The organism is Saccharothrix hoggarensis, from assembly GCF_042678885.1.
Classification (GTDB): Bacteria; Actinomycetota; Actinomycetes; order Mycobacteriales; family Pseudonocardiaceae; genus Actinosynnema; species Actinosynnema hoggarensis.
Map to the genome: position 1 here is coordinate 1 of NZ_JBHTLK010000126.1, position 19,862 is coordinate 19,862.

The following is a 19,862-nucleotide window of genomic DNA, read 5'->3' on the forward strand; positions in this document are numbered from 1 at the left end:
GCTCCGTCGTCGCCGCGGCCGCCGGCGCGGCCTGGCGGGGCGCGACCGCCGGGGTGGAGCGCAGGCGGTCGGTGCTCGCGGTGATGGCGGCCGACGCCACCGCGTACAACTGCTGGTCCCAGAGGATCTCCTGGTACGCCACGGGCTGCGCGAAGCCCTTCAGGACGGCCTTCTGGACCTCGCCCGTGTACTCGCCCGCCTGGCGGACGGCGGCCTTGCCGAACACCGACTTGATGTTCATGGCGTTGGCCGCGCCCACGGTGGCGGTGTCGACGAAGATCGCCTTGGCGTTGGCGAAGGCGCACAGCCGGAACGCCTTGTCCACCACCGAGCCGACGAAGTCGGGCGTGCCGTTGGGCGTGGTGAACCGGCGCACCTCGCCCGTGGTCAACGCCGCCGAGCAGGTGAAGTCGATGATGCCCTTGGCGCCGTCGCCGCGGGTGCCGGCGCCCTTGATCGCCTCCTGGATGCGGATGACCGCGTTGACCGCCGCGGTCGTGTGGTCCGGGTCGCACGCGAACATGGCCCCGTCACCGGTGTACTTGACGACGACGTCCGGGATGGACTCCAGGATGATGTCGGTGATCGTGCGGTAGAGCCAGCCGAGACCGGGCAGCCAGCCCGACTCGGACTGCTGCTCCTTCATCCCGGTGGAGTCGTTGACGTCCACGACCCCGATGGTCATGACGACTCGGGACTCCAAGTCGGCGAACGCGTCGTGGAGTTGCGGGTTGCCGCTCATGGCGCCTGCCTTCCCAGTGCTGGAAATTCCTTCGCTGACAACGGGAAGACGCTCGCCGGCGGCGTCGCCGAACACCGGCGGCGGTGTTTTCTCAGAGCATCCGGCGGAGCAGGTGCGCGTCGAAGTCGGCGCGGGCCGTCGGCTGGTCGAGGCGGCGGCGCACCTTCTCCGCGACGAGCCGCAGCACCGGGGCCACCAGCGGGTGGTCGGCGCCGTGCTCGAACAACGCGCACAGGTTGCCGAACGACGCGTCGCCCGCGTGCGTCCACGCGCCCGGCTCGACGGCGTCCAGCCCGCCCCGCGTGGCGACCCCGATCAGCAGGGCGGCGGCCGCGGCCGGGGACTTCGGCGGACCGCTCCGCGTCACCATCCCCATCGCGTTGGCGTGCACCCCCTCCACCCACTCGACGGGGGCCAGCCACGTGACGCCCCACGCGCCGATGCCCGGGTCCAGCCCGTCGGGCAGCACCGGCGGCCGGGTCGTGCCGAGCGGGACCGCGCTCAGCGAGTCGGTGACGGCGTGCGCGGCCCAGCCGATGTCGAGCCAGTGCCCGGTGCGGTCGACGACGTGGCGCCGGGCGATGGCGCGGTCGACCATCCCGGCCAGCGCGTCGGCGTACCGCCGCGCCGCGATGGGGTCGATCCGGTGCAGCACGCGGACCAGCCGCGCGCCGTCCGACAGCCCGCAGGCCCGCATCACGGTCTCCGCGTCGAGGGGTTCCAGCGCCCGCGCCACGTCGTGGGCCCGGTCCTCCCGCCACGCCAGCACGAACGCCGACATGATCCGCCACGCCGCCCGCAGGTCGGTGGCGGCGCCCTCGGCCAACCGGCTCGTCAGCTTGGCCGTGTTGACGGCGTTCGCCACGGCGGCGCCGGTCGCCTGGTCCCAGGCGGTGAACATCCGGATCAGGTCGGCGATCGCGTGCGGGCTGCGCAGGCTCGGCACGGTGCGCAGCCACTTCTGCGCCAGCGGGTCCATCCACCCGGTGCCGGGCTGACCGCGGTGCAGGCCGAGCGCGATGAGCTGCAGGAGGATCTTCGCCTGCTCGCGGGGGTCCTGCGTGTGCGCGATCTCGACGCCGAAGGCGTGCCACGACCCCGGCACCGCGCGGAGGTTCCGCAACAGGTCGACGCCTCCGCCGTCACGCGAGGTCTCGACCGCCGACAGCAGCTCGACGGCCGTGGACGGGTTCGGCAGCGCCCGTCGGACCTGGTGCTCCAAGAAGCCCCGGTCGGCGTTGTGCTCCGACGGTTCCGCGGACAGGCCGTCGACCACGTCGGCGGCCGCGGCGGGGTTCAGCTTCGCCAGCAGCCGCAACGACTCCGCGAGGTCGCCGGGGTGGCGGACGCGGCGCAGCTCCTGCGCACCGGCCCACCCGACCTTGGCCAGCACCTGCGGCCCCGCGGGCGCGCCCGCCGCGATCAGCGTGTTCCGGATCTCCAGGCAGCAGCGGAGGAACTGCTCCGCGCGCGCCGTGAGGAGCGACGTGTCGAGCGCGATCGAGTCGAAGCTCTTCGCGAACCGGACGGGCAGCTCGGGGAACAGCGCCCGGCCCAGCTGGTGGTGCGTCGCCAGCGCCTCCGGCTTGAGCGTGGTGAGCATCCGGTCGAGCAGCGTGGCGTCGTCGATCTTGCCGGCCAGGGTGGCCAGGAACCGCTCGCCCCGCTCGTCGTCCGCGCCGAGGAGCAGCGCCAGGCGCGGCGCCCACGCGCGGTTCGAGTTGATCACCCACTGGACGGTGACGTCCTCGACCAGGTGCATGACCCGGTCGAGGTAGTCGGCGCCGGCCTCCCACAGCCCGTGCAGGAAGTGCGCGATCACCGACGGCCGCTGGTCGGTCCGCACGAGGGTTTCCGCGAAGTCCGCGGTCAGCTCCTCGGCCAGCGCGTTCGCGAACCCCCGGCCGCGCGAGCCGTACAGGTCGTCGATCGCCGCCGTGGCGTTGAGCAGCATGCCCGCGCCCTTGCTCTCGCCGAGGTTGGTGATCTTCTCGGCGAAGTGGCGGACCAGCTCGGCCTTCGGCGTCTCGTCCGACTCGTACAGCAGGTCCTTGGTGAACTTGCCGTGCAGCTTCATCACCGTGCGGAGCAGGAACGCGACCTCCGCCGGCTGCGACGACTCGAGCTGGCGGCCGAGGAACCGGGCGAGGTCGGGGCGGTTGAGCAGCCGCACGCACAGGGCACGGTGGTAGTCGGCGAGGTTGCGGAAGGCGCGCACCTGCTCGCTGAGCGGGCTCTGGTCCAACGCGTTGCGCAGCACCACGTCGTAGTGCTCCAGCACCGCCTCCCAGTCGGTGTCCTCCCGCTTGAACATCATCCGCAGGATGAGCGCGTTGATGAACAGCGCGATGCCGTCGGTGCGCGTGGGCTTGCGGTCCAGCATCGCGGCGACGGTGGGCAGGTCGGCCAGGACGGCCGCCGTGGCGGGCGCCGGCACGTCGTCGGCCGCGAGTTCGGCGACGACCCGCTGGCGCAGGTCCTCGGCCCGCCGCACGGTGAGGTAGTCGTCGGCCTGCTCGGTGCTCAGCCCTTGGAGGGCGAGCGGCAGGTGCAGCAGGACCAGCCGGGACAGCTGCGGGTGGTGGAACCGCTCGAGCTGCCGCAGCGCGTTCAGCCGCGCGGCGGGGCTCGCGTTCAGCTCCAGCGCGAGCTTCAGCCCGCCGTCGCGGAGCCCGGAGACGACGTCGGCGAAGGCGTTCCCGCGCTCGACGAAGTGCCGGTACCGGTTGATCATGCGCAGGCACTCGACCAGCCGGGACGCGTTGACGAGGGCGGCGGGCAGCGCGTGGCACAGCCGCACGACGAGGCGTTCGCACGCCTGCGGGCCCAGGTCGGAGTCCGCGAGCTGGAGCAGCCGGGCGATCAGCACGGGGTCGGCGGACATCGCCCAGGCGACGATCTCGTCCCGGCTCGCCTTGACCAGGGCGCTGAGCACCCGGTCGCTGAAGTGCCCGCTGCCGACCAGCAGCTTGACGATCCGCGCGCCGTCGCCCGCGCGGAGCAGGTCGTGCAGCCGCGGCCGGGTCAGCGCGAGCACGCGCTGCTCCACCGCCTGCGGCGACGGGACGCCGGCCGCGTCGCTCAGCACCATCCGGCACAGCACGGAACTGGGGAGCACCCACCCGTCCGTGCCGCCGCGCCGCGCGCCCAACGTCGCCAGGGTCTCCGGGTCGAGGCCGGTCTCGGCGTCGGTCAGGCCGGTCGCCAGCAGCGACGCCGCCGCGAGCTGCCGCGCCCGTTCCCGCTCCGGCTCGGCCAGCAGGCTGAGCCGGTCGCGCAGGAAGGCCGCGCGGAGGTGGTCCGCGGCGTCCTGGGAGGAGTGGGCGCGGGTGGCCGCCCAGTTCAGCATCTGGGTCAGCATCCACAGGTCCGGTCCGGCGGCCTTCGCCAGCACGCCCGCCAAGGGGCGGAGCTCGCTCAGCACGGGCTGCTGCCCGATCACGTGCTCGGCGAACCTGCGCATGGCGCCCGGGTCCACGAACAGCGACACCGTCGTGGCGGAGCCGGTGTTCCACTCGCGCTGCACGTCGACCTCGAACCTGGCGGTGACCAGCACGCTGGTCTTCAGCCGGTCGTGCAGCTTGCCGAGCGCCACCCCGAGGTTGTTGTTGCGCCCGACCGGCCACAGCCCGTCCAGGACGATCAGCGTCTTGAGCCCCGGCTTCAGGTGGGGCGTGACCGCCTGCGCGATGACCTTGACCAGCTCGCCCGGCTCGTTCAGCTCGTGGGTGTGCGACGAGAAACCCAGCACCTGCCAGTTCTCCAGGGCCAGCAGGTCGCCGACGCACGCCGCGACCGTCGTCTTGCCGCTGTTGGCCGGACCGCCCACGACGGCCGTCGTCGGGTGCCCGGAGCGGAAGTGCTTGGCGAGGGTGGACGCCTTCGGCGGCACGGTCACCGGGATCGCGCTGGCGATGGACCGCCTGCGCGCGTCCCAGCGGCTCCACCCGGCCGCGTGCAGCGCGGTCGTCCGCTGGTCGTCCACCCACTGCCGCCACTGGTCGCCCCACAGCGCCTCGGCCGCGCCGGCCAACGTGAGCGGGCCGCTCCGCACCGACGGGGCGCCGGCGTCGACCGCCTGGCGCGCCCAGCCGTCGGCGCGGGGGTACAGGAGTTCGCGGTGCACGCCGTCCACGCGGACCGCTTCGAGCTTGCGGTCGAGGTGGGCGGCCGTGATCGGCTCGACCACGCCCCGGCGCACCGACCCCGTGCACACCACGCCGAGCCGGCCCGGCGCGGGCATCCCCGCGACCTCGGCCACGATGTGCAGGGCCACCGCGAGCGCGGCCGACTCCTCGTCCACGGACACCGGCGGCAGCAGGCCGACCACCTCGAACCGCAGGCCGTGCCACGGTTCCAGGTCGTCGTCGCCGACGCCGGCCCCCGCCAGCAGCTCCAGCGCCAGCCGACGACCCCCGTCGACGCCCTGGACGAACCTCGGCGCGTACGGCGACCACGGGTCGGTGAACCGGCCGGCCACGCCCGGCGCGTTCGGCTTGCGCCCGCGCACGTCCACGCCGCGCTCGGCGGTGAGCGTCAGGCCCAGCAGGATGCCGTGCGGCGCGTCCGGGTGCACGAGCGCGATGTCGGTCCTCGTCCGGCGCAGCACGAGGTCGTAGCCGAGCGGGTCGTCGACCGGGTCGACGTCGGCCACCGCCCGGAGCCCCGTCGCCGCCGCCAGCGCCGTGCCGGGCGCCGGATCGGCGACGTGCGCGGGCGACGTGCGCTCCAGGGCGTTCTGGAGCCGGTACAGGTCGGCCAGCCACGCGTCTCCGTCCAGCTCCGCCAGCAACGCGGTCCAGCGCGCGCTGCCGCCGGTGAGGTCGCGCGCCAGCAGCGCGCCCAACCCGCGCGGCACGGCGGGCGGCGGCGGCATGGGGTCGACCAGCCAGCGGGGGATGCCGTAGGCGAGGCGACCCCCGGTGCGGCGCGTCGGGCGGGCGCCGTGCGTGCACAGGCACTCGACGACGGCGTGCAGGTGAGCGGCCCGCGCCGCCCACGCCGTCTCGTCGTCGACGCGGTCCGCGGCGTCGAGGCCGCGGACCAGCTCGTCGAGGGCGAGCAGCCCGCCGATCAGGACGTCGCGCGCGCTCTGGTCAGCTCTCATCGTCGCCTGACCGGCACAACGCCACCTCCAGCCAGCTCGCCAGGTCTGCCCCATTCTCCACGGGCACGTCCACCACGTCGTTGGTCGGCAGCGGCACGCCGTCCGCGGCCAGTTCCAGCGGCGGCCCGGAGACCTGCCGCAGCTCGGCCGGGCCGCCGCCCAACCGGACTTCCACCACGGCGTCCTGCGCCTCGTCGTCGTCCATCCCGGCGAGCCGAACCCGGAAGCGGTGCCGTCCCGGCTCCTGGCTCATCACCACCGGGCTGGCCGCCGCCAGCCCCGCGGACAGCGGCTCCACCGCGATCGGCGTGGCCGCCTCGGGCACGCGCTCACCGGCTTGGACCAGCAGCTCCTCGTTCAGCTCGCCGACGAGGTCGAGGACGGTGTCGCACTCGTCGTCCGTGAGCGCCCTGAGGATGCGGTCGATTTGCTTGCCCGCGTCCAGGGCCGCGGTGACGAGCAGGGCCACCAGGTGCACCCCGCTCATCTCCAGCGAGTCGCACCGGCGCGTGATCGGCCGGTACCGCTCCTCGGCCAGGATGCGCATCGCGGTGCGGAGCTGCGCGCCCAGGGCGTCGGCGTCGGCGCGCTCTCGCGGGCGCGAGAGCAGCACCTGGGTCACCCACGGCACGAACTCCGGCCACCGGGCAGGGGTGGGCCGTTCGGACAGTCTGACAACGTTCATGAGGTTCTCCCGTTCGTGCCGTCCTCCGGCACGATGTTGTGCTTCGCGGCCAGAGGTTGCAGGTACTTCCAGCCCCGGCGCATCGACTGACCCCGGTTGGGCGCGCCGAGCACGCTGTCCAGAACTTCGCGCATCTCCTGGTGGCGCGGACCACCCAGGTGGTCCAGGCAAGCGAGCGCGGCGACGGTCTCGCCGACCACCCTCGCGCCGTCGAGCCACCCGCGACGTCCACCCCCGGAGGCGTGCGCCTTCAGCTCCGTGCAGAAGTCCAGCCACTCGGCGTTGTCCCGGGCGAAGGTGTCCAGCGGGAGGTCGTCGCGCACGCCGTGCGTGCGCAGGACGTCGAGGGCGAAGGCCGTCCAGCGGCTGACCGTCTCGTCGTCGTCGTACTCCGGCTGGTGGCGTGCCTGCTCGAAAAGGTCCCTCGTGCGCTCGTCGTCGATCTTGAGCACTTCGCGCCTGCGGTGCGACTTCCCGTTCTGGCGGTTGACCTGCTGACCGGTCATCTTGCCTAACAGGGCAAGGGGGTTGAGAGCGCCCGGCACTCGCAGATGGCGGTAGAACTTCAGGAAGACCTCCTGGACGACGTCGTCCAGGTCTGCGGGGTTGTCCAACCCCATGCCGCGCGCCCGCAGTCGGATCTTCTTCTCGTACGCGCGGTGGAGTTCGGCGAAGTCAGACTGGCCGTACACCCGCCAGTCCGACCACTCGCGGACCTTGACGACGTTCCGGGCGATCTTGTCGAGCCAACGCTCGACCGGAACGTCGGAGGGGCAGGAGTGGTCGTTCCAGCGGTGGAGGTGGAGCCGTACGTCGGCCAGCAGCCGAGGCACGTCAGCGGTCACCTTCGCGCACGCGCGCTCAAGGTCTTCCTGGTGGTGGGCTTGCACAGCTTCGGCAACAAAGGTGTAGGTGTCGCATCTGTCTCGCTCCTTGCACATCGAGCACGGGCACGCGTCCACGTGGGCTCCCTGGTCGGCGGGGTGGGGGGTGGTACTGCTGCTACAGACGGCGGCCGGGGGAGCCGGCGAACACCAAACGTCCATGATTTTTTAGGGTGCCGGCGACGCATGTTGCAGAACAGTAGGTATCGATTGACTTTCGATAGGTAGCGAGCGATACTCGATGCATGATCGCAGAGCATCGAGCGGTGGCCGCTCTCCGTGTGTTCCTCGTGGTGTTGTTCGGGGTGCTCGTGTTGTTCCAGGTGATGTCCCTTCCGGGGCAGTTCGCGCACATGGCGCGGCAGGACCCGGAGATGGCGTACCTGAGGTGGCCGGCGACGGTCGTGTCGGTGTTCTGGGTGCTGTGCGTGCAGGTGGTGATCGTGTGCACCTGGAAGTTGTTGACATTGGTGAAGAAGGACCGGATCTTCACCGAGGTGTCGCTGAAGTGGGTGGACGGGATCGTGTGGGCGATCGGCGCCGGCTGGGTCGTGCTGGCGGGGGTGTTCCTGTACGTCGGGTTCAACGCGAACGACCCGGGGTTGCCGCTGCTGCTGTTCCTGATGTCCGTCGGGGTCGCGGTGCTCGGGCTGCTGATGATCGTCATGCGCGCGTTGTTGCGGCAGGCCACGACGTTGCGGAGCGACATGGAGTCGGTGATCTGATGCCGATCGTGGTGCGGATCGACGTCGAGTTGGCCAAGCGGAAGATGAGCGTGGGCGAGTTCGCCGAGCTGGTCGGGCTCACGCCGTCGAACGTGGCGGTGCTGAAGAACGGTCGGGCGAAGGCGGTGCGGTTCAGCACGCTGGAGGCCATGTGCCGGGTGCTCGACTGCCAGCCCGGCGACCTCCTCGAATGGGTCGACGACGGGGACGGGACGTCCGGCGCGTTCGCCGACGCGGACGACGAGAGCCGCGGATGATCACGATCCGCGGGCTGACGAGGCGTTACGGCGACGTCCTCGCCGTCGACGACCTGAGCTTCGACGTCCAGCCGGGCAAGGTGACCGGGTTCCTCGGGCCGAACGGCGCGGGGAAGTCCACGACGATGCGGGTGGTGCTCGGCCTCGACCGGCCGACGTCCGGGACGGCGCTGGTGAACGGCCGGTCGTACGGGACGTTCGCCGAACCGCTCCGCGAGGTCGGCGCGCTGCTCGACCCCGGCTCGGCGCACCCCGGCCGCACCGCGCGAGCCCACCTGCGCGTGGCCGCCCGGACGAACGGCCTCCCGGCGCGCCGCGTGGAGGAGGTGATCGAACGGGTCGGCCTCGGCGGCGCGGCCCGTCGCCGGATCAAGGGCTACTCGCTCGGCATGCGCCAGCGGCTCGGGATCGCGGCGGCCCTGATCGGCGACCCCGGCGTGCTGGTGTTCGACGAGCCGGTCAACGGGCTGGACCTCGACGGCGTCCGGTGGATCAGGGGGCTGCTGCGGCAGCTCGCCGACGAGGGCCGCACGGTGCTGGTGTCCAGCCACCTGTTGAGCGAGATGGAGCAGATCGCCGACCGCCTCGTCGTCATCGGCCGCGGCCGGCTGATCGCCGACGCGACGACCGAGCAGATCCTCAGCGGTCTCGGGCACGTCCAGGTGCGCGTCCGCAGCGCGGAGTCGGACCGGCTCCTCGCCGAACTGCGCGGGCGCGGTTTCGAGGCCGAGCGCGTCGACGACCGCGAACTGCGCGTCGAGGACACGACGGCCGAGGCCGTGGGCGACCTCGCCCACTCCCTGCACCTCCCGCTCCACCACCTCTCCGAGGTGCGCCACTCCCTCGAAGGCGCCTACCTGGAGCTGACCAGCGGCAGCGTCGAGTACCACGGCAGTGAGCGGCAGTTCGCGTCGACCGAGGCGGCACGGTGACCGCCGCGTCGCGTGGCACCGAGGTCCACATAGGACGCCTGTTCGCCCGTGCGTGCGCCGCCGAGTGGACGCGGCTGTGGACCGTCAGGGCCACGTGGTGGTTCCTGGCCGCCGCGGCCGTGACGATGATGGGCATCGGCGCCATCGCCGGCTTCGAGGCGGCGTCGGACCCCGACCCGCCGCAGGGCGCCCCGGCGTGGTCGGCGGCCGGGATACCCGCCCTGCCGGGGCAGTTCGCCCTCCTCGCCCTCGTCCTGATCGCGGTGACGTCCGACTACGCGACCGGCGGGATCGTCCCCAGCCTGCAGTGGACGCCGCGCCGCGCCGTCCTCTTCCTGGCCCGCGTGACCGTGGCGGTGGCGACGGTGACGGTCGTCGGCACGCTGCTCGCGCTGGCCGCCGCCGTCACCGCCTTCACCGCGGCGAGCCCGCTGCTCAGCCTCCCGGTGGACGAGGGCGTGGACGTGCTGGCGACCGTCGCCTTCGTGTTCGCGGCCGGCTCCGCGTTCGCCGCGGGCCTCGGCTTCCTGCTCCGCAACACCGCCGGCGCCCTCGTCACGGTGTTCCTCGTGATGCTGGTCCTGCCGTTGATGCTGCCGAACTTCGGCTACGAGTGGATGTCCGCGCTCGCGGACCTCCTGCCGGGTTCCGGCGCGGCGTTCCTGCTGATCGGGGAGGTGCCGGGGATGACGCGGACGTCGTCGATGGTCACCATGCTGTGCTGGGCGGCCGGCGCGTTGCTGCTCGGCCGGCTGCGCCTGTCCCGCGACGACGCGAACCGCTGAGGCGCGCGAGGTCAACGACGGCGACTCGCGAACGCGCTCCGGAGCCGGCCGCCGACCTGGCGGCCGGCCACCCGGACGGGTTCGACCACCGAGACGCGCGCCCACCGCGCGCCCGTCACCACGGTCGCCCGCACCCACCGCGCGCCCGCCACCACCGTGGCCCGCCACACCCGCGCCACGACCCGTCCGACGGGCGCCAACACCGTGCGCCGGAGCCACTTCGCCGGGGTGACGACCAGCGCGCGGACCACCCGCACCGCCAACCGCCACAACGGCAGCGCCACCCGCGTCCCGGCCCACGCGCAGGCGTCGCGCACCACCCGCCCGAGCACCGCCAACACCCGCCCCACCCGCCGGAACGCCCACACGAGCGCCGCCGCGAAGAGCCGCACCACCCACCACACCCCGGCGCCGAGCGCCCGCACGGCCGGTGCCACCTTGTCCCGCCACAGCCACCGCGCCGGCGTCACGACCAACGTCCGGCCCCACACCACGACCACCCGCAGGAACCGGCCACCAGCCACCACCGCTACCCGCAGCCCTCGCCCCACATGCCCGAACAACCACCGCAACCCACGGCCGGCAGGCCGAGCCAGCGCCCCGCACAGCCAGAGGACCCAGCGGCCCAACCCCCGCAGCACCACGTCCACCGGCCGAACCACGAACCGCCCCAGCACCCCGCCGACCGCCCGCAGCCCAACCTCAAGCCCACGCCCGACCCACCGCAGCGCCGCCCCGACGACCCCAGCCACCCACCGCAGCCCGCCCCACAGCACCCGCGCGACCCACCGCAGTCCCGTCCCGAGGACGTGCGCGACCCACCGCAGCCCTGTCCCGAGGACGTGCGCGACCCACCGCAGCCCCGCCCCGAGCACTCGCGCCACCCACCGCGCACCGGCGCCGACAGGCCGAACCACCCACCGCCGCACCCCACCCCCGACCCGCCGCACCACTCCCCACAACGGCCGCAGCACCACCCGCCGCACCGCCCACCCGACAGCCCTGACCCACTCCCAGCCCACCCGAACCGGCACCACGACGACAAGAGCGACAACCCGCGCCACCCACACCGCCCACCGCGGCGGCTCGTCCTCGATGTCGTTCTCCTGGTTCACGTCGACTCGGACGCGCCCCGCCACGAGTCGGTGCCGTCCAAGAGGCGTGTGGGCTGAACAGACCACACGACGCGGGCCGGGTGGGGGATACGGTGCCGGTGACGTGCGGGTGGGGGCCGTGCGCGTCAACGTCCACTCCGCGGTGTCGGGGGTGCTTCCGGTCGGTCACGTCGTCCGCCCCTCGCGGCGGCTCAAGGAGATTCACCCATGCAGGTCAAAGGCACGTTGATCGCTGCCGTCGGGGTTGTCGCGCTCCTGGCGACGGCTTGTGGCGACACCACCGCGGGAACGGCCGCGCCCGTCGTCACGACGACCACGACCACCTCGGCGGACGAGACGTCCACCGCGTCGAGCGCTCCGACGACCAGCGCGAAGCAGTCCTCCGGGGACGCGGACGCCACACCTCCCGGCACGGTGTTGAAGATCGGCGATCGGGCCGTGGTGCCGTTCAAGTACGGCACGGACAAGGCAGGCACGATCGCGATCGTCGTCACGGCGATCGACAAGGGCGACAACGCCGACCTGGCCGCGTTCGGCGAGAAGGCCAAGGGCATCACGCCGTACTACATCCGGGTCTCCGTGGAGAACGTCGGCGGCACCGACCTGTCGTACAGCTCGCTGAGCCTGCGGCTGATGGGCGCGGACGGCCGGTCGACCGGTGTGATCATCAGCGGCGACACGGCCCAGTGCGAGTCGGAGACGGCGAAGAAGGACTTCACCACCGCCGGGGCGAAGTACGAGACGTGCGTGCTGCAGGGCACCCGCGAGGGCGCCGGCATCTCGGGCGCGACCTACGACAAGGGCGACGGCTACGACAAGTCGCCGATCACCTGGAAGCCGTGAGCCGACTAGCATCCACGGGTGCAGATCTCGATGTGGGTCCCGTACGACGAGCAGCGCCTGCGGCGCTCGGCCAGGTTCGTGCTGCGCTCCTCGATGACCCGCCTCCGGGTCGCCACGCTGGTCGTGGCGCTGTCCGGGGCCGCCGTCATGCTGCTCACGGACCTCGGCTCGCCCACGCTGCTGGGCGCGACCATCGCCGCCGCGTGCGTCGCCCTGGTGATGGAACCGGTCGCGGTGCGGCAGGTCGTGCGGACGCAGGGGGCGGTCATGCGGCCGGGCTACCAGATGACGCTGGACGACGCGGGCGTGGAGATGCGCGGCGCGGCGTTCACCACCCGGTTCGGGTGGCCGGCGCTCGAACGGATCGTGGAGCAGCCGGACGCGTGGTACCTGATGTTCGGCAAGATGCAGACGATGGTGGTGTACAAGGAGTTCCTGACGCCGGAGCAGGGGGCCGAGTTCTCCGCCTTCCTCTCTTGGCCGCAGCCCGCCTGAGCCGTCGACGTCGTGGAGCCGGCGGGGGTCGGCGGGACCTCACCGCCGTGTGGTCAACTCTGGACGGGTGGCGAGCCGCTGCCCGCCGATCCAGGGTCGGGCCGGTTCGGCCTCGCGCCGCGAACCGCGTGACCGGAGGAGACGATGCCGGGATGACGGCAGGGCGACCGATGCCCACGCAGGACGACGTGCTCGGGTACTTCGACACGCTGTCCAACTGGGGACGGTGGGGCGACGACGACGAGCGCGGCACGCTGAACCACATCACCGACGACGTCCGGCTGGCGGCGGCACGGGCCGTGCGCCACGGCCGGAGCGTGTCGTGCGCGTGGGAGGTCGCCGTGCCGGACGACATGGAGCGGTCGACGACGACGTGCCCGTGCGCCGCCGACATGCCGGGCGCCGAGAACATGCCGGTGGCCGGGTTCCACGCCGACCGCCGCTGGGGTTTCTCGTCCGAACGGCTCGGCATCACGTTCCACGGCAACACCGTCACCCACGTCGACTCGCCGTGCCACCTCTTCTGGGACGGCACGATGTACAACGGGCGGTCGCACTCGTTGGTCGACCCGGCGACGGGATCGGCGTGGGCGGCCGTCACGGCGGCGGCGGACGGGATCGTCACGCGGGGTGTCCTGCTGGACGTCGCGAGGGTCCGCGACGTGCGGTGGTTGGAGCCGGGGCAGGGCGTGTTCCCCGACGACCTGGAGGAGGCCGAGCGTCGCCAGGGCGTGCGGGTGCGGCCCGGTGACGCGGTGCTCCTGCGGACCGGCCGCGGCCGCGCCCGGCACGAGGTCGGCGACACCGGCGGGTTCACGCAGGCCGGCTGGCACGCGTCCTGCCTGCCGTGGCTGCGCGAACGGGAGGTCGCGCTGATCGGCGCCGACACGCCCCAGGACGTCCAGCCGTCGGGGTACGACGACGTGCTGATGCCGGTCCACGCCGTGGGCCTCGTCGCGATGGGGCTGTGGCTGCTCGACAACTGCGACCTGGAGGCGTGCGCGGCGACGGCGGCCGAGCTGGGCCAGTGGGACTTCCAGCTCGCGGTCGCGCCGGTCCGCTTCGCCGGCACGTCCGGCAGCCCGGTCAACCCGATCGCCACGTTCTGACCCCCTGACCGTCTGGGGCTTGATCAGCCCTGTGCCGGCCACGGGGTGCGGCGGCTTCACGACGCCGACGCGGCACAGCTCGGTCAGCGGACGGCGGCGCCGTGGAAGTGCTCCTCGCGCCACCCGGCGACGCCGGCCTGGACCGCCGCCGCCTCCTCCGCCGGAACCAGTCGAGCCCCACGAGCAGGTCGACCATCCAGCGGACCGTCATCTTGCCCGTGCCGCGGAGTGTGGCACCGGCCACCGAGAATCCCCGGCCGGTCGCGGGTCGTCGCCGTGCGGGGATGATGTGGGCGAGCGGGAACGTTCGGATGAACAGGCACCCGATCAGACCGAGGAGCGGAGCGACCACATGGCAACGGTGACCGAGAAGGCTGTTCTCGCGGGTGGGTGCTTCTGGGGCATGCAGGACCTCTTCCGCCGCCACCCCGGCGTCGTCTCGACCCGGGTCGGCTACACGGGCGGCGACGTCCCGAACGCCACCTACCGCAACCACGGCACCCACGCGGAGGCGATCGAGATCGTCTTCGACCCGGCGCAGCTGACCTACCGGCAGGTCCTGGAGTTCTTCTTCCAGATCCACGACCCGACGACCCGCGACCGCCAGGGCAACGACATCGGCGCCAGCTACCGCTCGGCGATCTTCTACGAGACCGACGAGCAGAAGCGGGTGGCGGAGGCGACCATCGCCGACGTGGACGCGTCCGGCAGGTGGCCGGGCAAGGTCGTCACCGAGGTCACCCAGGCGGGTGACTTCTGGGAGGCCGAGCCGGAGCACCAGGACTACCTGGAGCGTTACCCGAACGGGTACACCTGCCACTACGTCCGGCCCGAATGGCAGCTCGGCGAGCGGTGACCGCGACGGCGGACGTCGTGGCGCTGCACGTGTCGCCCGTGCACGCCTACGAGGGACGGCCGGCCGACGGCCCGCGGCCCGACCCGGAGCCGGTCTCCCGCGACCGGGTCGTGGTCCGGGCCGGCCTCGGCCTGGTGGGCGACCGCTACTTCAACCACGCCGCCCACCGGCGCGCGGCCGTCACCCTCTTCGCCGTCGAAGCGCTGGAGGACGTCGCCGCCGCGCTCGGGCTGGACGCCGTGCCGAGCCCGCTGGTCGTGCGGCGGAACGTCGTGCTGCGCGGGTTCGACGTGGACAGGCTCGCCCGGCACGACGTGATCAGCCTCGACTCGGGCGACGGCCCGGTGCGGTTCGAGGCGCACCGGCCGGCGAACCCGTGCGCGTGGATGAACGCCGTCATCGCGCCGGGGGCGTTCCGGGCGCTGCGTGGTCGCGGCGGGATGCGGTGCGTCCCCCTGGACGACGGGGTGCTGCGGGTCGGTCCGGTGACCGTGCTCACATGAGGGTGCTCACGTGAGGGTGGCGACGACGTGCGCGGCGGCTTCGGCGAGGAGCGCCTGGTCGGGCTCGGCGTCCGGCGAGGCCTTGCTGGACATGATCGCGATCACGAGCGGCGCGGAAGCCGGCGGCCACACGACGGCGATGTCGTTGGCCGTGCCGTAGTCGCCCGTCCCGGTCTTGTCGGCCACCGCCCAGCCCCGCGGCACGCCGGCCCGGACGCGCAAAGCGCCGGCGCGGGTGGCGTTGCGCTCCAGCAGGTCGCGGAGGAACGCCCGTTTGTCCGGTGACAGGGCGTCATCGAGCACGATCTTTCGGTAATCGGTCCCGATCGCGCGCGGTGACGTCGTGTCGCGGAGGTCGCCGGGGACGGCTCCGGTGATGTGCGGCTCGAACCGGTCCATCCGGGTGACGGTGTCGCCGAGGGCGCGCGCGTACGCGGTCAGCCCGGCCGGTCCGCCGAGGTCGCGGAGCAGCAGGTTGCCGGCGGTGCCGTCGCTGTGCCGGACGGCCGCGTCGCACACCCGCCGCATCGTCATCCCGGTCGCCACGTGCTCGCGGGTGACGACGGAACTGGGCATCAGGTCGTCCTCGGTGTAGGTGACGACCCGGTCGAGGTGCGACAGCGGGTCGCGGTGCAGGACCGCAGCCGCCGCCAGCCCCTTGAACGTCGAGCAGAACGCGAACCGCTCGTCCGCCCGGTGCTCGACGGTGGCCCCGGTGCCGGTGTCCAGCGCGTACACGCCCAGCCGGGCGTCGAACTCGCGTTCCAGCTCCGCCAGGCGGGCGTCCGGAGCGGGCGGCGGCGGAGTCGTGGTCGACGCGCTGGTCGACGCCGGAGCCGTGGGCGTCGAAGCGGTCGGCGCAGGCGCCTCGGCCTCGGCGCACCCGGCCACCGTGAGGACCGCGGCCCCCAGGAACGCGCGGCGGCTGACGGCTGGTCGCTGCGGTGTCACGTCATTCCCTTCGCCGGAGACGGGACGAGCTTCGCAGCACGGCGTTCGGCCCCGTCCGGGAGGTGATCACCCCGGCGGTGCGGCCGTCGCGTCGCCGCCGAAGTCGAGCCGCATCACGACCCGCCGCGGCGTCGGGTGGCTGACCTGGGTGAACCCGGCCTCCTCGAAGACCTGGCGGGCGCCGACGTGCAGCTCGCCCCACGTGATCTCCTTGCCCGGCTGGGTGATCATCGCGTACGCCTCGACCGCGCCGGCGCCGCGCTCGCGGGCGAAGTCGGCCGCGGCCTGGGCGAGGAAGTACGTGAGACCGCGACCCCGGTAGCCCTTGCGGACCGCGAAGCACGTCACCGCCCACACGAGGTCGTCGTCGCGGTCCTCGTCCCGACCCCGCCACGGGACGGGTGAGCCGCGCAGCTTCGGGTAGGCGGGCCGGGGTTCGACCGCGACCCAGCCCGCCGGCTCGCCGTCGACGTAGGCCACGAGCCCGCTGGTGGCGGCGTCCGGGTCGCCGCAGGCCGTCTGCTCGCGCAGCATCGCGGTCCGCTGCTCCTGCGTGCTGTCGCGCCAGATCCAGCCGGCGACCTTGAACCGCTGGCACAGGCACCGGCTCGGGTAGTCGGCGGCGCCGAACACGGCGGTGACGTCGTCCCAGGTCGCCCGGTTGGCGGGCGTCACGGTCACCTGCTCGGGGCGGATCGGCGTCTTCACGGCCGCCACCGCGGCCGGGGCGGTGTGGACGTCGGCGTGGTCGTCTGCCTGGTCCCGCGGCGGTGGCACCGGCTGCCGGTCTCGTCGTCGGTCATGGCTCGGACGGTAACGTCCATTCCGGACGTTCTGCTTCCGGAATTCGGGGAATGCCGTGACACCGCACCCGAGCCCCACCGCACGGGCGCTGCTCGCCCTCGAACTGCTCCAGGCCAACCCCGGCATCACCGCCGACCGGCTCGCCGACAAGCTCGGCGTCACGGAACGGGCCGCCCGGCGGTACGTCGGTGTGCTGCGCGAGGCGGGCATCCCCGTCGAGTCCGCCCGCGGTCCGCACGGCGGCTACCGCGTCGGCCGCGGCGTCCGGCTCCCGCCGCTCGTGTTCAGCGCCGCCGAGGCCCTGGGCCTCGTCATGGCCGTGCTGGACGGCCACCACGACGCCGGCGACCCCACCGACCCGGTCGGCAGCGCGCTCGGCAAGATCACCCGCGCCTTGCCCGAGGCGGTGGCCGCGCAGGCGGAGGCCATCCGCCGCGCCACCGCGCCCGCACCGGACCGTGCCGCCGCCCGACCCGACCCCGCCACCACGACGACCCTCGTGCACGCCTGCTCGAACCGCCGGCGGGTGCGGTTCGGCTACCGCTCCGAGGCCGGGTCGGAGTGGACCGCCGAAGCCGACCCGTGGGCGGTCGTCGTCCGGCACGGCCGGTGGTACCTGCTGTGCCGGTCCGTGGCCAAGGACGCCGTGCGCGCGTACCGGATCGACCGGGTCGGGTCGGTGGAAGTCCTCGGCGACACGTTCACCCCGCCCGCCGGCCTGGACCCGGTCGCCGTGCTGGAGGACCACCTCGCCACCGGGTGGGAGTACGACGTCGAGGTCGTCGTGGACGCGCCCGCCGACGCCTTGGCGCGCTGCCTGCCGCCGACCCTCGGCCGGCTCACACCGCTCGACGACGGGACGTGCCGCCTGGTCGGCAGCACGAGCAACCCGACCTGGTACGCCGAGCAGCTCGCCGTGATCCCGGCGGCGTACCGGATCGTGCGCTGCGCCGAGCTGCGAGAAGCCGCGCGGCTGCTCGGCCGTCGACTGCTGGCCGCGTCCGAGGGGTGAGTCCGGCGGCGTCCGCGGCCGCGTGGACCGCGCTTGGACCACCGCTGGACCGGACCGCTGGATGCTCACCGCGGTGGCGTCAGGGGAAGGTCGGCCGCGGGGGACCGGGCCGAGTCGGGGGGACGCCACCGCACGCGACGGCCGGGCTGACGACACGGTCTTCCACCTGTCGACCGCCCGGTCGCCGAGGCAGCGGGCACGTCCGCGCTCGACGGGGGTTCAAGGCCATGAGGGGTTGGCCTTGAATCCCCGCGCGCGGTGCGGGTCAGGGGTTGATCAGCCCGTTGAACCCGGCGTGCACGTCGGCGTCCGAGGCGGTCACGTAGACCTGGGACGGGGGACCGAGGTCCAGTGACGCGTGGCTGGTGTACGACAGGATCGCGGGGCAGCTGGCGCCGCCGATCTCGACCCGCGTGTCGGCCACCAACTGGCCGGTCCGCAGCTCGAAGACCCGGACCGGGATCGCGATCTTGTGGAACGTCACGTCCTTGCGGCCGCCGATGGCCACGTCGGCCTCGTACGGGCACGTCTGGACGGGCGCGCCGAACTCGGTCTCGCCGGCGCAGATCACCAGCACGGCCTCGGCGGCGTCGGGCGCCAGCCACTCGGCGGGCAGCTTGCCGGAGTACGTGGGGTTGCCGAAGACCATCGCGCGGTTCGGGCTCTGGGCGCGGTAGGCGGGAGCGCCGCTGTACGGGGCCGCGGTCTTGCAGTACGGCGGCTGGACGGTGCCGTGCGGCGCGGTCAGCAGGCGGCGCACGTTGGCGAGCTCGATCGCCAGGGTGGCCTTCCGGACGCCCTCCTCGGCCCTGGCGGCGAGTTCGTGGCCGGGGTACTCGTCGAGGAGCTGCTGGTAGCCGGCGCGTGCCTGCTCCCAGGCGTCGTCCTCCATGTGGTCGTCGGCGCACTGCACGATCGCCGCCGGGGCCAGGCGCGGCACGACGTCGGCGGCGCGGTCCAGCCCGTTGCCGCTCGCCTCGCGGTCGCGCAGCCAGTCGGTGATCTCGCGGGTGTCGCAGGCGGTGCTGATCGGGAGGCGGTCGAGGAAGCCGTTGAGCGACGTGTCGACCATCTTCTCGTGGCCGGGCAGGTCGGCGAGGACGGACGAGAGGCCCGTGAAGCCGGCCTCCAGCGCGGCCGTGTCGCCGCCCAGCGCGGTGTCGAGCCGTTCGCCGGCCTGGCGCAGCCGGTCGCACGCCTCGACCGTGTTGTCCCCGCGCGCCGCGAGCGGGGCGTTGGCGAGCTCGTGACCGGCCCACAGCCGGTCGAGGGCGGACAGCGCCCGCGCGCAGTCGCCGGCCTCGCGGGCGGCGGTCGTGTCGCTCTCGATCCGCGCCGCGTCCCAGCGCAGGAGGCCGAAGGCCAGGAGCACCGGAACCGTCACGGCCACCGCGATCAGCCGCTGCTTCTTCGCGCCGGTGACGTCTTGCCGCCGTGCGCGGGCCAGGTACCAGCCGTGGGCGATCATGGCGACCCACCACGCGAGCACCCCGATCTCCATCCACACCGACCGCGCGGTCGAGGTGAGGACGACGAGCAGGGCGAGGGTGACCAGGCCGGTGGCGGCGGCGATCCACTTGCGGCCCAGCATGACGTAACCGGCGCTGAGGAGCGACGCGTTGGCGAGCGCGACGGCGAGCGGGTCGCGGGGCGGCGGTGGCGTCCGCGGGACCGGGGGTGGCGGCGCCCAGGAAGTCGGTGCGGTGGGACCGTCTTGGTGCGGCCACCCGGACGGCGGGACGGGGTGCTGCTCCTGCGACCACCCGGTCTGCGCGGCGGTGTGCTGCTCTTGCGCCCAGCCGGAGGGCTGCGCGAACTGGTCCTGCGGCCAGGCGGTCGGCGAGGCGACCGGCTGCTCCTGCGACCACGGGGACGGCGGCGCGGCGGGCGGCGGGAAGTAGGGCCGGCCTGACGGCGAGGCGAGGGGCTGGTCCGGCGATGGCTCGGGGGACAGCGCCGAGGTCAGCGGCGACGACTCGGGGGGCGACGTGGGCGCGGCCTCGGCCGCCTGGGCCGGCGCGGACTCGAACGCCGGAGCGCGTGCCGGACCGGGAGCC

The 19,862-nt window shown here is 73.4% G+C and carries 16 protein-coding genes and 2 pseudogenes; 10 read left to right on the forward strand and 8 right to left on the reverse strand.

Annotation, left to right across the window (positions count from 1 at the left end; all coding sequences use genetic code 11):
* The 4 genes and pseudogenes from ACFQ3T_RS22195 to ACFQ3T_RS22210 all read right to left on the reverse strand — a co-directional run.
* Positions 1-742: pseudogene (locus tag ACFQ3T_RS22195) on the reverse strand (hypothetical protein); the annotation flags it as partial.
* A 91-nt stretch (positions 743-833) separates the two neighbouring features.
* On the reverse strand, positions 834-5,849 hold the full coding sequence (locus ACFQ3T_RS22200; protein ID WP_380725413.1) for a hypothetical protein: 5,016 nt from the start codon (positions 5,847-5,849) through the stop codon (positions 834-836).
* Positions 5,839-6,534 carry a hypothetical protein gene (locus tag ACFQ3T_RS22205; protein WP_380725415.1) on the reverse strand — a complete coding sequence of 232 codons (696 nt, stop codon included), beginning with the start codon at positions 6,532-6,534 and terminating at the stop codon, positions 5,839-5,841. Before ACFQ3T_RS22205 ends, ACFQ3T_RS22200 begins: the two co-directional genes overlap by 11 nt.
* Entirely contained in the window at positions 6,531-7,496 is a 966-nt protein-coding gene (locus ACFQ3T_RS22210; protein WP_380725417.1) for an RNA polymerase sigma factor, read from the reverse strand. The genes ACFQ3T_RS22205 and ACFQ3T_RS22210 overlap by 4 nt, the downstream gene beginning before the upstream one ends.
* Positions 7,497-7,663: 167 nt before the next feature.
* Here ACFQ3T_RS22210 and ACFQ3T_RS22215 point away from each other — a divergent pair, with 167 nt between their 5' ends.
* Genes ACFQ3T_RS22215 through ACFQ3T_RS22230 form a run of 4 tightly spaced genes read left to right on the forward strand, consistent with a single transcriptional unit; the run spans position 7,664 to position 10,117 of the window.
* Positions 7,664-8,143, forward strand: a complete 480-nt coding sequence (locus ACFQ3T_RS22215) for a DUF2975 domain-containing protein (protein WP_380725419.1) — start codon at positions 7,664-7,666, stop codon at positions 8,141-8,143.
* Positions 8,143-8,400: a helix-turn-helix domain-containing protein gene (locus tag ACFQ3T_RS22220; RefSeq protein ID WP_380725421.1), complete on the forward strand. Its 258-nt coding sequence runs from the start codon at positions 8,143-8,145 to the stop codon at positions 8,398-8,400. The genes ACFQ3T_RS22215 and ACFQ3T_RS22220 overlap by 1 nt, the downstream gene beginning before the upstream one ends.
* Positions 8,397-9,332 carry an ABC transporter ATP-binding protein gene (locus tag ACFQ3T_RS22225; RefSeq protein WP_380725423.1) on the forward strand — a complete coding sequence of 312 codons (936 nt, stop codon included), beginning with the start codon at positions 8,397-8,399 and terminating at the stop codon, positions 9,330-9,332. The genes ACFQ3T_RS22220 and ACFQ3T_RS22225 overlap by 4 nt, the downstream gene beginning before the upstream one ends.
* Entirely contained in the window at positions 9,329-10,117 is a 789-nt protein-coding gene (locus tag ACFQ3T_RS22230) for a hypothetical protein (RefSeq protein WP_380725425.1), read from the forward strand. The genes ACFQ3T_RS22225 and ACFQ3T_RS22230 overlap by 4 nt, the downstream gene beginning before the upstream one ends.
* An 11-nt stretch (positions 10,118-10,128) precedes the next feature.
* Here the strand turns inward: ACFQ3T_RS22230 and ACFQ3T_RS22235 are convergent, their stop codons facing one another.
* A complete protein-coding gene (locus ACFQ3T_RS22235) occupies positions 10,129-11,232 on the reverse strand; it encodes a hypothetical protein (protein ID WP_380725427.1) in 1,104 nt (367 codons plus the stop codon).
* Between the two features lie 207 nt (positions 11,233-11,439).
* Here ACFQ3T_RS22235 and ACFQ3T_RS22240 point away from each other — a divergent pair, with 207 nt between their 5' ends.
* The 5 genes from ACFQ3T_RS22240 (at position 11,440) to ACFQ3T_RS22260 (ending at position 15,038) form a co-directional block, all read left to right on the forward strand.
* Entirely contained in the window at positions 11,440-12,075 is a 636-nt protein-coding gene (locus tag ACFQ3T_RS22240) for a hypothetical protein (RefSeq protein WP_380725429.1), read from the forward strand.
* Between the two features lie 18 nt (positions 12,076-12,093).
* Positions 12,094-12,570, forward strand: coding sequence for a YcxB family protein (locus tag ACFQ3T_RS22245; RefSeq protein WP_380725432.1), 477 nt, complete (start codon positions 12,094-12,096; stop codon positions 12,568-12,570).
* A gap of 152 nt (positions 12,571-12,722) precedes the next feature.
* Positions 12,723-13,679 carry a cyclase family protein gene (locus tag ACFQ3T_RS22250; RefSeq protein WP_380725434.1) on the forward strand — a complete coding sequence of 319 codons (957 nt, stop codon included), beginning with the start codon at positions 12,723-12,725 and terminating at the stop codon, positions 13,677-13,679.
* 352 nt (positions 13,680-14,031) lie between these two features.
* The gene (msrA, locus tag ACFQ3T_RS22255; protein WP_380725436.1) at positions 14,032-14,535 is read left to right on the forward strand and encodes a peptide-methionine (S)-S-oxide reductase MsrA; all 504 of its coding nucleotides are present in this window, start codon (positions 14,032-14,034) and stop codon (positions 14,533-14,535) included.
* On the forward strand, positions 14,514-15,038 hold the full coding sequence (locus tag ACFQ3T_RS22260; protein ID WP_380725438.1) for an MOSC domain-containing protein: 525 nt from the start codon (positions 14,514-14,516) through the stop codon (positions 15,036-15,038). The genes msrA and ACFQ3T_RS22260 overlap by 22 nt, the downstream gene beginning before the upstream one ends.
* 6 nt (positions 15,039-15,044) lie before the next feature.
* Here the strand turns inward: ACFQ3T_RS22260 and bla are convergent, their stop codons facing one another.
* Both bla and ACFQ3T_RS22270 read right to left on the reverse strand, forming a co-directional pair.
* Positions 15,045-15,989, reverse strand: coding sequence for a class A beta-lactamase (gene bla / locus ACFQ3T_RS22265; RefSeq protein WP_380725440.1), 945 nt, complete (start codon positions 15,987-15,989; stop codon positions 15,045-15,047).
* Between the two features lie 66 nt (positions 15,990-16,055).
* The gene (locus tag ACFQ3T_RS22270) at positions 16,056-16,697 is read right to left on the reverse strand and encodes a GNAT family N-acetyltransferase (protein WP_380725442.1); all 642 of its coding nucleotides are present in this window, start codon (positions 16,695-16,697) and stop codon (positions 16,056-16,058) included.
* A gap of 151 nt (positions 16,698-16,848) precedes the next feature.
* On the opposite strand from ACFQ3T_RS22270, the gene ACFQ3T_RS22275 reads away from it, so the two are divergent.
* Entirely contained in the window at positions 16,849-17,805 is a 957-nt protein-coding gene (locus ACFQ3T_RS22275) for a helix-turn-helix transcriptional regulator (RefSeq protein WP_380725444.1), read from the forward strand.
* A gap of 265 nt (positions 17,806-18,070) precedes the next feature.
* On the opposite strand, the pseudogene ACFQ3T_RS22280 reads toward ACFQ3T_RS22275, so the two are convergent.
* Positions 18,071-19,862 (reverse strand): annotated as a pseudogene (locus ACFQ3T_RS22280) (hypothetical protein); the annotation flags it as partial.